The sequence below is a fragment of the Streptomyces sp. NPDC012825 genome (genome assembly GCF_042900925.1).
In the GTDB taxonomy this organism is placed as follows: Bacteria; Actinomycetota; Actinomycetes; order Streptomycetales; family Streptomycetaceae; genus Streptomyces.
Map to the genome: position 1 here is coordinate 166,204 of NZ_JBIBBZ010000007.1, position 13,367 is coordinate 179,570.

Below are 13,367 nucleotides of genomic sequence, written 5' to 3' on the forward strand. Positions count from 1 at the left end.
GGCACTTCCCGGAGGTGAGCCGGAGCTCCTAGAGGTGAGCCAGGGCGAACGCCGACAGAAACCCGGCCACCGTGGTCAGGCCCGTCAGCAGGTGCACCCTGCCGTACGCCTCGGGGATCATCGTGTCCGCGATCATCGCCAGTATCGCCCCGCCCGCCACCGCCGTGATCGTCGCCATCACGGCCGCGGATGCGCCGCCCAGCAACGCGTACCCGGCCAGTGCCGCCAGGCCGCTGATCACCGCGATGCCTCCCCACAGGGCGAACACGTATCCGCGGCTGCGTCCGGCGTCACGCATGCCGGCGGCGCTCGCGAGCCCCTCGGGCAGGTTGCTGATGAACACCGCTCCCACCGTCGCCACTCCCAGGTGCCCGCCGCCCAGCAGGCTGGTGCCGATGACGACGGATTCCGGGACCCCGTCCAACAGCGCTCCCAGGGCTATGGCGTTGCCCGAACCCGGCTCCTCGCTCTCGGAGGGCTGCTCCTCCCCGGAACGCTTCCGGTGCCGCGCGCCGCGCCGTGCCAGGAGGGCGTTGGCCCCCGAGTAGACGGCGGCCCCGCCGACGGCGCCGGTGACCACGGGCACCATGCCGGAGCGTTCGTACGCCTCGGCGATGAGTTCGAACGACACCGCGGCCATCAGAACACCGCTGCCGAAGGCCATGACCAGGGCGATCAGCCGGGGCGGGACCCGCACCAACGTGCCGACGGCCGCCCCCACCAGCAGGGCCGCCCCCGCGAACAGACCCCATCCACCCGCAACCAACGCTCCCGTCACAACCGGCCCCTCTCGACGCTGTCCATGGACGAGGGCCCTCCTACCCCTCGAACAGCGGAGAAACGGATGTCGCCACGATCCCGGCCGGTACCCGGCAGGCATGGGCGGGACGCGGCCGGGCATCCGGGGAGGGGCCGGTCGCACCCCCGCGCCGTCCCTCAACGTCGAAGAACTCCGAGGAGTGAGAAGGTGAAAGGGTTCCGCAGCTTCATCCTGCGCGGCAACGTGGTCGATCTGGCCGTCGGCATCGTCATCGGGGCGGCGTTCACCGCCGTCGTCAACGGCTTCGTGAGCGCCTTCCTGACGCCCCTGGTCGGGCTGGCCGCCGGCGCCACCGGTGACATGAATCGCAAGACCTTCACCCTGGGCGCCATCCATTTCCCCTACGGCGCCTTCATCAACGCGCTGATCAGCTTCCTCCTGCTCGCCAGTGCCCTGTACTTCCTCGTGGTACTGCCGATCAACAAGCTGCACGAGCGCCTCGCACCGCACCAGGACGTCCAGGCGCCCAAACGGGACTGCCCCGAATGCCTCAGCCCCGTCCCCGCCCGGGCCCGCCGCTGCGCGTCGTGCACCGCCCCCCTGCCCGCCGTACCGGTCCAGCCGGAGGAGACGACCAAGCGCGTCGGGTGACCGGTCCGGCCGGAGCACCGCCGCCACTCCAGCCGGTGCCGCCGGCCGGCCCGGACCCCGCCGGCACGGGCCCGTTCAGCTCTCCGCCCGCGCGCGCACCGCGTTGAACTGAGCGCCGGCGAGCAGGGCGAGGTTGGTGAACCACAGCCACACGAGGAAGACGACGATTCCCGCCAGGGAACCGTAGAGGCGGCTGTAGGTCCCGAACTGCGTGTAGAGGGTGAAGACGACCGAGGCGCCGAGCCACAGGAACGCCGCCAGGAAGCCGCCCGAGAACCCCCGGTGCCTTCCACGGGCCCGGGCGGGCCCGGTGCGGTAGAGGATGAGAATGAGGCCCGTCACGATCGCCAGGAGCACCGGCCACCGCAGGAACGCCACGGCGTCCGTGTTCGGATGGCCGACGGCCGCCGCGAGCCTGCGGGCCACGGGGCCGGTCGCGACAAGGCTCGCGGCGCCCGCCACGAGCAGGGCCAGCAGCGCGCCGGCGGTGAGGACGAGGACGTGCGCCGCGCGCAGGGGCGGCCGCGTGTCGGGGAGCCGGTACATCGTGTGCAGGGCGCGGCGGAAGACCGCCAGGTAGCTGGAGGCCGACCACAGGGCGCTCAGGACGCCGCTGACGAGCAGCGTCCACAAGGAGGACGGCGTCGAGGTGAGACCCTCCAACGCCTCGCGGAGCACCTGCGCCGACTGGGGCGGGGCGTAGGCGGTGAGGTCGAGGATCAGCCGCTCACGGGTGCCGCCCCCGGCCAGTCCCACCAGGGAGACCGAGACGAGCAGGGCGGGCACCAGCGCCAGCACCGCGTAGTAGGTGAGAGCCGCCGCGTAGTCGGCGATGTTGTCGTGCCAGAGGCGTACGGCGGTGCCGCGCAGGGCCGAGCGCAGCGGCCTCGACGACTCGGCGGCACGGCTGCCCGGAGTGCTCCGGCGTGTCCGGAGGGTGTTCGCTACCACGGTGTCCTCTTGCCCTGCGTCACCGCTCTCACCCCGGGTCCGAGCACCGGATGACGGGTTCCGGATGACGGGTTCCGGCCCCGGGTCCCGAACCGTGTACGCGGGCGAGCGATGAGTTCCGGGGGCGGACCGGGTCCACCCCGGTATGACTCGAATCATCGCCGACATCTCGGTCTCCCTGGACGGCTTCGTCACGGGGCCCGACCCCGGCCCGGGCAACGGCCTGGGCACCGGAGGCGAAGCCCTGCACACCTGGGCGTTCTCCGACGATCCCGAGGAGCGCCGCTGCCTGCGGGAGGGCACCGCCCGCTCGGGCGCCGTCGTCCTCGGGCGCCGCCTCTTCGACCTGGTCGACGGACCCGGGGGATGGGACGACGAGATCGGTTACGGCGCCGAGGAGGCGGGCAGACCCGCGTTCGTCGTCGTGACGGGCTCCGTGCCGGAGTCGGTACGGCTCACCGGCCTCGACTGGACGTTCGTCACCACCGGTCTGCCCGACGCCGTCGCCGCCGCACGCGAGCGCGCCGAGGCGGCGTCGTCGCGTCGCGGCGAAGACCTCGACGTCGTCCTCATGGGCGGCGGCGCCACGATCGCCTCGGCCCTCGAAGCCGGACTCGTCGACGTGCTGACGCTGCACCTCGCCCCCGTCGTGCTGGGCGCCGGGACGCCGCTGTTCGCCGGGGGAGCGCCCCACACGCTCGTACGGACGGACGTGCTCCCGACGTCGAACGCGACTCACCTGACCTACGACGTCCTGAGGTGATCCGATGACCACGGTCGATCTCGACGGAGTCACCCTGGGCATCGAGTCGTTCGGTGACGGCGACGCGCCCCTCGTCCTGCTCGCCGGCGGGACGACGATGCTCTCCTGGCCCGACGCGCTGTGCGAGCGCCTCGCCGCCGGCGGCCGCCGTGCGGTCCGCTACGACCTGCGCGACAGCGGGGAGTCGACGACGGCGGATCCGGAAGCACCCGCCTACACCCTGCGCGACCTCGCCGCCGACGCGGCGGCGCTCGTCGGCGTGCTCGGCGGAGGACCCGCGCACCTCGCGGGCATCGGCGTCGGCGGGATGGTCGCCCAGGTGGCCGCGCTCGACCACCCGGACACGTTCTCGGCACTCACCCTGGTCGGCACCCGCGCGGTCGCCCCCGGCCCGCCCGACGACGACCTTCCCGACCACGACCGGGCGACGACGCGCCGGCTGTTCGCGCACCCGATGCCGGACTGGACCGACCGCGAGGCGGTCGCGGAGTTCGCCGCCGCCGGTGCGGAGGTCCTCGGCGACGACCCCGCCGCCGCGCGGGCGGTCGCCGCGCGCGTCTGGGACCGCACGCCCGGCGCTTCGCCATCGGTCCGGACGGCCAACCACCTGGGCACGGTGTTCTCCGCGCTCGACTGCGCGCCCCGCTGGCGCGAGCGCCTGCCGGGACTCGGGATCCCCGCCCTCGTCGTCCACGGCCGCCACGACCGGTTCTTCCCCCTCGGCAACGGCGAGGCGCTCGCACGCGAGATCCCCGGCGCGCGGCTCCTCGTCCTCGAGGAGGCCGCCACCGCGATCCCCGGCGCGGCGGTCGACGAGGTCGCCGGGGCGATGCTCGCGCTCGGGTAGGGGAGCCGCGGTCCGCCCCTGGTCAGCAGGCGGTGGACCCGGACCCGAAGACCCTTTCCAGCAGGGCGTGCAGGCGGTCCCGGTCCCGGTCGTCGAGCCGGTCCAGACCGTCCCGCGTGGCGCACATCCTCGCGCGGATCGCGTCGGTGACGCGTTCGCCCTCGGCCGTGAGGACGACGTTCTTGACGCGCCGGTCGGAGGCGTCGGCCTCGCGGCGCACGAGGCCGCGCTTCTCCAGCCGGTCGACGATGCCGGTCATGTTGGAGGCGTCGCAGGTCATGCTCTCGGCCAGGGCGCGCATCGCGGCCGGTCCCCGGCGCAGCGCGGTCAGTGCCCTGCCCTGGCTGGCCGTGAGGTTCTCGCTCGCCGCCGCGACGGTGAAGTCGCCGTAGTAGACGCCGAGCGACACCGAGAGCAGCTCCATGAGCCGGTCGGTGCCGACGCGGGGTGCCCGCGCGCGGGGAGCTTCTGTCATGAGTCCACTTTATCCCGGGAAACTTGACCATCTCAAATATCGATGTCTACCTTCTTCCTGTTGCTTGAAGTTCTCAAGCATCAAGGTTGTCAAGCAGTAGTCACGCAGCCGTGTAGCCATGAGGAGCGTCCCCGTGACCGTCACCGCGTCCCCCGCCTCCCGTGCGGCCGAGATCCTGTCCCGGCCCGTCGCACTGAACGGCCTGACCGTCCCGAACCGCATCGTGATGGCGCCGATGACCCGCATGTTCTCTCCCGGTGGCGTCCCCGGTGAGGACGTGCGGTCGTACTACGCCCGCCGCGCCGCCGCCGGCGTGGGCCTGATCGTCACGGAGGGGACCTACGTCGGCCACGAGTCGGCCGGGCAGAGCGACCGCGTACCGAGGTTCCACGGCGAGGAGCAGCTGGCGGGATGGGCGAAGGTCGCCGAGGACGTGCACGCGGCGGGCGGCACGATCGTGCCGCAGCTGTGGCACATCGGCATGGTGCGCGAGCAGGGCCAGGCGCCCTACGCCGACGCCCCCGCCGTGGGCCCCTCCGGCATCCGCGTCGACGGCACCGAGGGCGCGGGCCGGGCGATGACCCGGAGCGACCTGGACGACGTCATCGGCGCCTTCGCCGAGGCCGCCGCGGCCGCCGAGCGCATCGGCTTCGACGGCGTCGAACTGCACGGTGCCCACGGCTACCTCGTCGACCAGTTCCTGTGGGAGCGGACCAACCGCCGCACCGACGCCTACGGGGGCGACTCCGTGGCCCGTACGAGGTTCGCGGCCGAGATCGTGGCCGCGGTCCGCGCGGCCGTCTCGCCCGGCTTCCCGGTGATCTTCCGCTACTCGCAGTGGAAGCAGGAGGCCTACGACGCGCGTCTCGCCGGGACCCCGCAGGAGCTGGAGGCGATCCTGGCCCCGCTCGCCTCGGCCGGCGTCGACGCCTTCCACGCCTCCACCCGCCGTTACTGGATCCCGGAGTTCGAGGGCTCGGACCTGAACCTGGCCGGCTGGACCAAGAAGCTCACCGGCCGGCCCACGATCACCGTCGGCTCGGTCGGCCTCGACGGCGACTTCCTCCACGCCTTCGCGGGCAAGGGCGCCGAACTCGGCAGCCTCGACAACCTCCTCGACCGACTGGAGCGCGACGAGTTCGACCTCGTCGCCGTCGGCCGCGCCCTGCTCCAGGACCCGCAGTGGGCGTCCAAGATCCTCGCGGGCAGGACCGACGAGCTGAAGCCGTACGACGCGGCCGCGCTGAGGACGCTGAGCTGAAGCGCGGCCCGGCGTCCCCGTCGCGGGGGCGCCGGGCCGCCGGGTCGAGCCGGAGACCGCTCGCGGCGGGGGTTCAGCCGACCCCCTCTCCGGGCGCCGTCGGATGCGCCTCCAGACCCGGAGCGGCCAGCAGGTCGGCGACGAGTTCCGGGGACCCGCCGACGTAGGTGCTGACCAGGTCCACGTCACCGCCCAGGCACCACGCGCGGTCCTGCGGCCACCACAGGTCCGGCAGCTCGGCGAACTCGTCCAGGGACACCGGCGAGACGGCGTCGGCCAGCGTCCCGGAGAGCAGCACTTCGTCCCGCCCGGGAGTCTCGAAGGAGGGGAACCGGTCGAAGTCCCACCGTCCGTAGCCGTTCCACAGACCGAACCAGCAGTGCTCGGGGGTCCGGGTGTGCCGGGCCAGGACGGGGATCAGGGCCCGGGCGACGTCCGGCGGGGTCGGACCCTCCGCGGGATGCTCGTCCCAGACGCCGGGCAGGCCGTACTCGGAGGCGTTCTGGTAGAAGCGGTCCATCTCGATCAGCTCGTGCCAGTCCGTGCCGGGTGTCATCGCGCGCCCCCGGGCGGCGGCCACAGCCGCCCACCGCACCGGCCGTTCGTCGAGGGAAGCCGGATGCAGAATCCTGGCGTAGGCGGCGAAACCGGGCGCGGCGACACCCGCCACCGTCCCGAAGTCGCCGTACCCCGGGGCGCGTTCGGTGAGCCAACGGGCCGGGCCGAGATCGGCGGTCTCCACGCGCAGGCGTCCGTACTGCTCCGGAGCGGGATACCGGTCCACCGGTGGGTAGTCGTCCATGCCGCGTATTCTGCCCCGCCGGACCGGCCGGGGACGGCGCCCGGCCGGACCGGCGGCCGACGGGCCCCGGGCGGCTTCCCGCCGACCGGTCCGGCCGGGACGTTCTCGTGGGGATCCCCGCGGCCCCGGCGCGTGTCCTCCGGCGCGGCCTCAGGTCGCTTGCGCCAGTATCCCGGCCGCCTCGGCCTCCGCCACGGCCCGGTCCTCGGCCACGAGTCCGATGCGGGTACGGCGGTCGAGGAGGTCGGAAATGTCGAGGGCGCCCTCGTGGCGGACCGCCCACAGCAGCTCGGCGCGCGTGACGGGATGTCCGGGGACGACGGGCAGCGCGAGCTCCGGCCGCCCGAGGCCGATCTCGTGCACGGCGACGGCTTCGGTCCCGTAGCGCCGCACGAGGTGCGACGGGGCGTCGAGACGGGCCAGGGTGCGTGGCGCCGCCGCGCCCACGAGGGGCACCGAAGCGGTGCGGCAGGGGCCGGCGTCCAGGGCTCGGGCCGTCACGGCGGCGTCCAGGGCGTCCTGCGCCATCCCCCGGTAGGTCGTCAGCTTGCCGCCGACCACGGTCACGACGCCGTCGGGGGAGTGGAGGATCGCGTGCCTGCGCGAGATGTCGGCGGTGCGGCCCCCCTCGCCGCGCGTGTCCAGGAGGGGGCGCAGGCCCGCGAAGGCCCCGACGACGTCCCCCCGGTGGAGGGTGACGTCGAGGGCGGAGCCGAGGACGTCGAGGAGGAAGCCGATGTCGGTCTCGGGCACGTCCGGGACGTCGGGGACCTCGCCGTCGACGGGTTCGTCGGTGAGTCCGACGTACACCCGGCCGTCGCCCTGGGGGAGGACCAGGACGAAGCGGTTGGTCTCGCCGGGGATCGGGATGTGCAGCCCCGCGGAGAGCCCGCCGAGGTCCCGGTCGCGCAGGACCAGATGGGTGCCGCGGGAGGGCCGCAGCCGGACGTCGCCGACGAGGCCGCCCGCCCACACCCCGGCCGCGTTGACGACCGCGCGGGCGCGGACGCGCAGCTCCTCGCCGGTCGTCTCGTCCCGGACCCGCGCGCCGCCGCCGTCGAGTTCGAGCGCGCGGACCCGGGTGAGGATCCGCGCGCCGTGCGCCGCCGCGGTACGGGCGATCGCGGTGACCAGGCGCGCGTCGTCGGTGAGCCGGCCGTCCCAGGAGAGCAGGCCGCCGCGCAGTCCGGCGGGCCGCAGGGCGGGTGCGAGGTGGCGCGTCTCGACGGCGGACAGGGTGCGCGGAGCGGGCAGCGTGCGGCGCGAGGTGCGGGCGGAGACCCGGAGCGCGTCACCGGCGAGGAAGCCGGCCCGCACGAGCGCGGCCTGGGCGCGGCCGACGAGCGGGGTGAGGGGGAGGACGAACGGCTGGGCGCGGACCAGGTGGGGCGCCGTCCGCTCCATCAGGACCCCGCGCTCGACGGCGCTCTCGTGGGCCACGTCGAGCTGCCCGGTGGCGAGGTAGCGCAGTCCTCCGTGGATCAGCTTCGAGCTCCACCGCGACGTCCCGAACGCGAGGTCGTGGGCGTCGATCGCGGCCACGCGCAGTCCGCGCGCGGCCGCGTCCAGCGCGACGCCGGCGCCGGTCGCGCCGAGCCCCACGACGAGGACGTCGACCTCCTCGCCGTCGGCGAGCCGGGCGAGTTCGCGCGTACGGCGTCCCGCGTTCAGCGAGGAGCCGGGCGGGGAGGGGCTGTTCGTGGGGGTCATGGGGTGAGGGTCCTCTCCAGCAGGGTGCGCAGCTCGCCCAGGAAGGCGGCTTCGCTCAGGTCGGGATCGGTCTCTTCGGTCATGGTGCGCAGCGAGAGCGTGAACGACTGCACGACGAGCAGCAGGGACCGGGCCTGGAGGTCCACCGGCGCCCCGCGTACGGACCCGTCCTCGTGGCCCGCGCCGAGCGCGGTGACCAGGAGCCCGAGGAAGGCCTCCTGACTGGCCCCCCTGCGGTCGAGGACGTACGGCAGCAGCAGCTCGGGGTCCACGTCGAGGATCTTGTGGAAGAGCGGATGGGACCTGAGCGCCGCGGCGGCCGCGACGAGCCCGTCGACGAGCCGCGCCCGGACGGGCCCGCCGTCCGCGCCGACCGGCACGGCGTCCGTGGCGACGGCGATCCACTCACGGGTCATCAGGTCGCCGACCAGGCTGCGGACGTCGGGCCACCGGCGGTACAGCGTCATCCGGGACACGCCCGCGCGCCGGGCGACGTCGGTCAGCGTCGTCCTGCGCACGCCGACGGCGAGCACGCAGTCGCGCGCCGCGTCCAGGAGGAGGTCGGTGTCCGAGCGGTGGCGATCGGACCGGTCGGGTTCCGTTCGACCGGAATGGTTGTGACGAATGGGCGTCATCTGTCACAGTGTAATGCCAGCGCGGGCCGAACGGCAGCACCGCCCGTGGAACAGACCGAGAGGAACGCCTCGAAGTGGACATGTTGTGGAGCGGCTGGGGAGACCCGGCCAAGGCGGCCCCCCTGCCCGACGCGGTCACCGGTCTGCTGCGCGACCTGCTCGGCGTCACCCCGCGCCCGAGCGGACCGGCGACCCTCGACGCCGTCGACGTACCGCCCTCGCCCCTGACCGACGAGGCGCGCGCCGCGCTCGCCGGGGCGCTCGCCGCCGGGGACGCCCTGCGCGACGACGCCGAGAGCCGCCTGCGCCACACCCGGGGCAAGTCCACCCCCGACCTCCTGCGCATCCGCGCGGGCGAGGCCGACGACGTGCCGGCCGCCGTCGTCCTCCCTGGCGGCCACGACGAAGTGGTGGCCGTCCTGCGCGCCTGCGCCGCACACGGCCTGTCGGCCGTCCCCTTCGGCGGCGGCACCTCCGTCGTCGGCGGCCTGGCGCCCGAGACGAAACGCCCGTTCGTCGCCCTGGACCTGCGCCGCCTCGACCGGCTGGTGGCGATCGACGAGGTCTCCCGCACCGCCACCCTCGAACCCGGACTGCGCGGCCCGCGGGTCGAGGCGCTCCTGAACGACAAGGGCTGGACCCTCGGCCACTTCCCGCAGTCCTTCGAGTGGGCGTCCGTCGGCGGTTTCGCCGCCGCCCGCTCCAGCGGCCAGGCCTCGGCCGGGTACGGCCGCTTCGACGAGATGGTCCTCGCGCTCACCCTCGCCACCCCCGAGGGCACCCTCGACACGGGGCGCGCGCCCCGCTCGGCCGCCGGCCCCGACCTGCGCCAGCTGGTCCTCGGCTCCGAAGGCGCCCTCGGCGTCATCACGGCCGTGACCGTGCGCATCCGCCCGCTGCCCCGCCGCCGCGTCTACGAGGGCTGGCGCTTCTCCTCCTTCGAGGCGGGCACCGCGGCCCTCCGCCGGCTCGCCCAGGACGGCCCGCGCCCCACGGTGCTGCGGCTCTCCGACGAGACGGAGACCTTCGTCGGGCTCGCCCAGCCGGACGCGATCGGCGCCTCCGACACCCCGCCGGGCGGGGGCTGCGTGGCCGTCGCCGGATACGAGGGAACCGAGATCGACACCGCGAACCGCCGCGCCGCCGCCCGCGAGGTCCTGCTCGACGCCGGCGGCGAGTACCTCGGCGAGGAACCCGGCGACCGCTGGGAACACGGCCGCTACAACGCGCCGTACCTGCGCGACGCGCTGCTCGACGCCGGCGCCTTCGCCGAGACCCTGGAGACCGCGGCGTTCTGGTCCGCGCTGCCCCGGCTGTACGCCGGAGTGCGCGACGCGCTCACGACGACCCTGACCGAGGCCGGCACCCCGCCCCTGGTCATGTGCCACATCTCCCACACCTACGAGAACGGCGCCTCGCTCTACTTCACCGTCGTCTCCGCGCAGGGCGAGGACGCGGTCGCCCACTGGGCGCCCGCGAAGCGCGCCGCGAACGACGCGATCCTCGCGGCGGGCGGCACGATCAGCCACCACCACGGCGTCGGCACGGACCACCGCGACTGGTACGTCCGCGAGATCGGCCCCCTGGGCGTCCGCCTCCTCCAGGCCGTCAAGGCCGAGATCGACCCGTCCGGCGTCCTCAGCCCCGGCGTCCTCGTCCCCGTCCGCTGAACCCGGATCCCGCCGGTCCGCGGATCCCGCCCGCCGACACCTCTCTCTCGCCCGGAGGCCCGACCCATGCGACAGTTCACCGCCGTCGTCAACCCCGCCGCAGGCGGTTCCAGCGGCGTGGCGGCCCTGCTCCCCCTGGCCCGGTCGTTGCGGCAGGAGGGCGCACGGCTCGACACCGTGTACAGCCGGAGCCTCGAGCACGCACGCGAACTCGCCCACCGGGCGGGCGAACGGGGACACGTCGTGCTCGCGGTCGGCGGCGACGGAATGGCCGGCTGCGTCGGCGGTGCGCTCAGCGGGACGGACACGCTCTTCGGCCTGGTCCCCGCCGGCCGGGGCAACGACTTCGCCCGCGCGCTCGGCCTGCCCGCCGACACCCGGGAACTCGCGCGGACACTGCTCCACGGCGAGCCGCGCCCGGTGGACACGATCGAGGTGGAGTCCGCCGCACACGCGCGGACCTCCGTCCTGGGCAGCGTGTACGCGGGCATCGACGCGATCGCCAACCGCCACGCGAACGCGTCACGACTCCTGCGCGGAGCGGCGTCGTACTACGCGGGCGGCCTGCGGGCCGTCCTCGCCTGGAAACCCGCGACCTACCGCGTCACCGTCGACGGGGTCGCGCACGAGCGCACCGGCTACACGGTCGTGGCCGCGAACTCCGGCTTCTACGGCTTCGGCAGGAACATCGCCCCCGGCGCCCGGCTCGACGACGGTCTCCTGGACGTCGTCGTCATCCACGACACCTCGAAGCGGCACTTCTTCGCGGTGATGAACGAGCTGAAGACCGGCGCGCACGTACGACGCCCCCAGGTGGAGATCCTGCGGGGGAGGGAGATCCGCATCGAGGCGGACCGGCCGCTTCCCTACGGCACCGACGGCGAGGTCGACTCGGTCCTGCCGGTGACGGCCCGGGTGCGGCCGAAGTCCCTCCGCGTCCTGGCCTGACCTCCCCCGGGGCGGGCGCGTACAGTACCGGGGGGCGCGGCGAGATCACGAGGAGTCCGTCTTGACCGCCGTCAGTCTCGAGCACGCCACCGTCCCCGCCGACACCGGCGAGGTCACCCTCCTGATAGCCCGCCGGGTCGACCCCGGCCACGAGGCCGCCTTCGAGCGGTGGGCGCAGGGCATCCTCGACACCGCCGCCGCCTTCCCCGGGCACCTCGGGTACGGATTCTTCCGTTCCTCCGGCGGCGACGCCCCCTGGTTCCTGGTCCACCGCTTCCGGGACGCCGGGGCGTGCCGGACCTGGCAGGAGTCGCCCGAACGCGCGGCCTGGTTCGCGGACTGCGACGGGCACCACCACACCGAGATCGCCCGGCGGACCCTCACCGGCATGGAGACCTGGTTCGCCGAACCGGGCTCCACCCGTCCCGCGCCGCCCCGGTGGAAGATGGCGATCGGCGCGACCCTCGCCGTCTACCCGATCACCGTCCTCGGCGGCCTCTTCCTCCTGCCCCACCTGACCGCGCTGCCCCTCCTCCTCAGCAGCGCCGTCACGGCCTGCGTCTTCAACGTGCTCATGACGTACGTGGCGATGCCGGCCGTCAGCAGGCTCCTGCGCGGCTGGCTCACCCCGTAGCACCGCCCACGAACCGTGACGCCGGGCCGTGACGCCGGGCCGACGGGGGAGCCGACACGACGCGTCGCGGCACGGGGTGAATCCTTTCGTGCCCTCCCCGGCTCCTATGAAGGGGCGGACGATCCGGTCCGCCCCGCGACCCACCGGGAGGACCCCATGACCACCGTCGTCATCGCCGCGGCCGCCGCGCTGCTGCTGTGCGCGTGCACCGTCACGGTGCTGCACCGCCGGAGGCGTCGGCGTGGCTGACCACACCTGGCCCGGCGAGACCCTGGTCGCGGCGGCGCGGCGCGGCGACGCGGAGGCGCTCACCGGCCTGGTGCACGGCTCGTACCCGCACGTGCACCGGTTCGCGCGCACGCTGTGCGCCACGCCCCAGGACGCCGAGGACGCCGCGCAGGAGGCCCTGATCATCCTCTACCGCAAGATCGGCATGCTGCGGGCCTCCGGGGCGCTGGCGTCCTGGATGTTCCGCATCGTCCGCAACGAGTGTCTGCGCCGCACCCGCGCCCTGCTCTCCCACGACCCGGCCGCCCCGGGCCCCGGAGGACCCGGGCGCCGCGACGACCCGGACCGTCACGAGCCGCCGGACGGGGAGCGCGCGTCCGGCGGCACCGCGCGGTCCGCCGAGGAGGACGTCCTGCTGCGCCTGGAGGCCGAACGCGTCGCCGCCGCGATCGCCGCCCTGCCCGCCGACCAGCGGCAGGTGCTGGTCATGCGGGACGTCCGGGGCCTGCCCGGCCGTACCGTCGCGCACAGCCTCGGACTGAGCACCGCCGCGATGAAGTCCCGCCTGCACCGGGCCCGTTCGGCGGTACGCGAGGCGCTGCGCGAGGACCCGGCACGTACGGAAGGAGACGACGGTGACACCTGAACCCACGACGAGCACCGCCCCGTCCGGCGCTCCCGCCGGTGACGGCGTGCCGGGGCGCGGTGGTTTCTCCAGTGCCACCGTCCCGCGCCACCTGGCCCGCGGCGCGGTCGGGTTCGGCGCGCTCGCCGGATCACTGGCCCTGCTGCCGGCCGTCGGCCCCGCGAGCCTGCTGCTCGCCCCGATCGGCCTGGTCGCCCTGCGCGGCTGCCCGGTGTGCTGGGCCGTCGGCCTCGTGGAGACCGTCTCGGCCGGGCGGTTGCGCCGCTCCTGCACCGAGGGGAGCTGCGCACTGCGACGCACCTGACGGGGCCCGGGCCCCCGCCGGGGTGGTGTCCCGGGGAGCCCGGTCGGCGAAGATGGGGGTGCCCGTCCCCAGCCCGCAAGGA

Annotated in this window: 15 protein-coding genes; 9 read left to right on the forward strand and 6 right to left on the reverse strand. The window is 74.5% G+C overall.

Annotated elements, in window-relative coordinates; genetic code table 11:
• Window positions 1–28: 28 nt before the first annotated feature.
• Window positions 29–778, reverse strand: a complete 750-nt coding sequence (locus tag ACFY7E_RS18085; RefSeq protein WP_383446434.1) for a ZIP family metal transporter — start codon at window positions 776–778, stop codon at window positions 29–31.
• Between the two features lie 189 nt (window positions 779–967).
• On the opposite strand from ACFY7E_RS18085, the gene mscL reads away from it, so the two are divergent.
• A complete protein-coding gene (gene mscL, locus ACFY7E_RS18090) occupies window positions 968–1,411 on the forward strand; it encodes a large conductance mechanosensitive channel protein MscL (protein ID WP_389485928.1) in 444 nt (147 codons plus the stop codon).
• A gap of 75 nt (window positions 1,412–1,486) precedes the next feature.
• On the opposite strand, the gene ACFY7E_RS18095 is transcribed toward mscL, so the two are convergent.
• On the reverse strand, window positions 1,487–2,362 hold the full coding sequence (locus tag ACFY7E_RS18095) for a YihY/virulence factor BrkB family protein (protein ID WP_389485930.1): 876 nt from the start codon (window positions 2,360–2,362) through the stop codon (window positions 1,487–1,489).
• A 145-nt stretch (window positions 2,363–2,507) separates the two neighbouring features.
• Here ACFY7E_RS18095 and ACFY7E_RS18100 point away from each other — a divergent pair, with 145 nt between their 5' ends.
• The gene (locus ACFY7E_RS18100; RefSeq protein ID WP_389485931.1) at window positions 2,508–3,125 is read left to right on the forward strand and encodes a dihydrofolate reductase family protein; all 618 of its coding nucleotides are present in this window, start codon (window positions 2,508–2,510) and stop codon (window positions 3,123–3,125) included.
• Between the two features lie 4 nt (window positions 3,126–3,129).
• On the forward strand, window positions 3,130–3,972 hold the full coding sequence (locus ACFY7E_RS18105; RefSeq protein WP_389485933.1) for an alpha/beta fold hydrolase: 843 nt from the start codon (window positions 3,130–3,132) through the stop codon (window positions 3,970–3,972).
• 22 nt (window positions 3,973–3,994) lie between these two features.
• Here the strand turns inward: ACFY7E_RS18105 and ACFY7E_RS18110 are convergent, their stop codons facing one another.
• A complete protein-coding gene (locus ACFY7E_RS18110; RefSeq protein ID WP_389486137.1) occupies window positions 3,995–4,396 on the reverse strand; it encodes a MarR family winged helix-turn-helix transcriptional regulator in 402 nt (133 codons plus the stop codon).
• Between the two features lie 184 nt (window positions 4,397–4,580).
• Here ACFY7E_RS18110 and ACFY7E_RS18115 point away from each other — a divergent pair, with 184 nt between their 5' ends.
• Window positions 4,581–5,708: an NADH:flavin oxidoreductase gene (locus tag ACFY7E_RS18115; RefSeq protein WP_389485935.1), complete on the forward strand. Its 1,128-nt coding sequence runs from the start codon at window positions 4,581–4,583 to the stop codon at window positions 5,706–5,708.
• 73 nt (window positions 5,709–5,781) lie between these two features.
• On the opposite strand, the gene ACFY7E_RS18120 is transcribed toward ACFY7E_RS18115, so the two are convergent.
• The 3 genes from ACFY7E_RS18120 to ACFY7E_RS18130 all read right to left on the reverse strand — a co-directional run bounded on the left by ACFY7E_RS18120 (window position 5,782) and on the right by ACFY7E_RS18130 (window position 8,855).
• Entirely contained in the window at window positions 5,782–6,510 is a 729-nt protein-coding gene (locus ACFY7E_RS18120) for a hypothetical protein (RefSeq protein WP_389485937.1), read from the reverse strand.
• 150 nt (window positions 6,511–6,660) lie between these two features.
• Window positions 6,661–8,220 (reverse strand): glycerol-3-phosphate dehydrogenase/oxidase, encoded by a 1,560-nt coding sequence (locus ACFY7E_RS18125; protein ID WP_389485939.1) that lies wholly within the window; start codon window positions 8,218–8,220, stop codon window positions 6,661–6,663.
• A complete protein-coding gene (locus tag ACFY7E_RS18130; protein WP_389485941.1) occupies window positions 8,217–8,855 on the reverse strand; it encodes a TetR/AcrR family transcriptional regulator in 639 nt (212 codons plus the stop codon). Before ACFY7E_RS18130 ends, ACFY7E_RS18125 begins: the two co-directional genes overlap by 4 nt.
• Before the next feature lie 74 nt (window positions 8,856–8,929).
• Here ACFY7E_RS18130 and ACFY7E_RS18135 point away from each other — a divergent pair, with 74 nt between their 5' ends.
• From ACFY7E_RS18135 to ACFY7E_RS18155, 5 genes are all read left to right on the forward strand, one after another.
• Window positions 8,930–10,525, forward strand: coding sequence for an FAD-binding oxidoreductase (locus tag ACFY7E_RS18135; protein ID WP_389485943.1), 1,596 nt, complete (start codon window positions 8,930–8,932; stop codon window positions 10,523–10,525).
• A gap of 66 nt (window positions 10,526–10,591) precedes the next feature.
• Entirely contained in the window at window positions 10,592–11,473 is an 882-nt protein-coding gene (locus ACFY7E_RS18140; protein WP_389485945.1) for a diacylglycerol/lipid kinase family protein, read from the forward strand.
• A 61-nt stretch (window positions 11,474–11,534) separates the two neighbouring features.
• Complete coding sequence (locus ACFY7E_RS18145) at window positions 11,535–12,107, forward strand: antibiotic biosynthesis monooxygenase (RefSeq protein ID WP_383441800.1); 573 nt, start codon at window positions 11,535–11,537, stop codon at window positions 12,105–12,107.
• A gap of 241 nt (window positions 12,108–12,348) precedes the next feature.
• Window positions 12,349–12,981 (forward strand): RNA polymerase sigma factor, encoded by a 633-nt coding sequence (locus ACFY7E_RS18150; protein WP_389485948.1) that lies wholly within the window; start codon window positions 12,349–12,351, stop codon window positions 12,979–12,981.
• Window positions 12,971–13,285: a hypothetical protein gene (locus ACFY7E_RS18155; protein WP_389485950.1), complete on the forward strand. Its 315-nt coding sequence runs from the start codon at window positions 12,971–12,973 to the stop codon at window positions 13,283–13,285. Before ACFY7E_RS18150 ends, ACFY7E_RS18155 begins: the two co-directional genes overlap by 11 nt.
• Window positions 13,286–13,367: the final 82 nt, after the last annotated feature.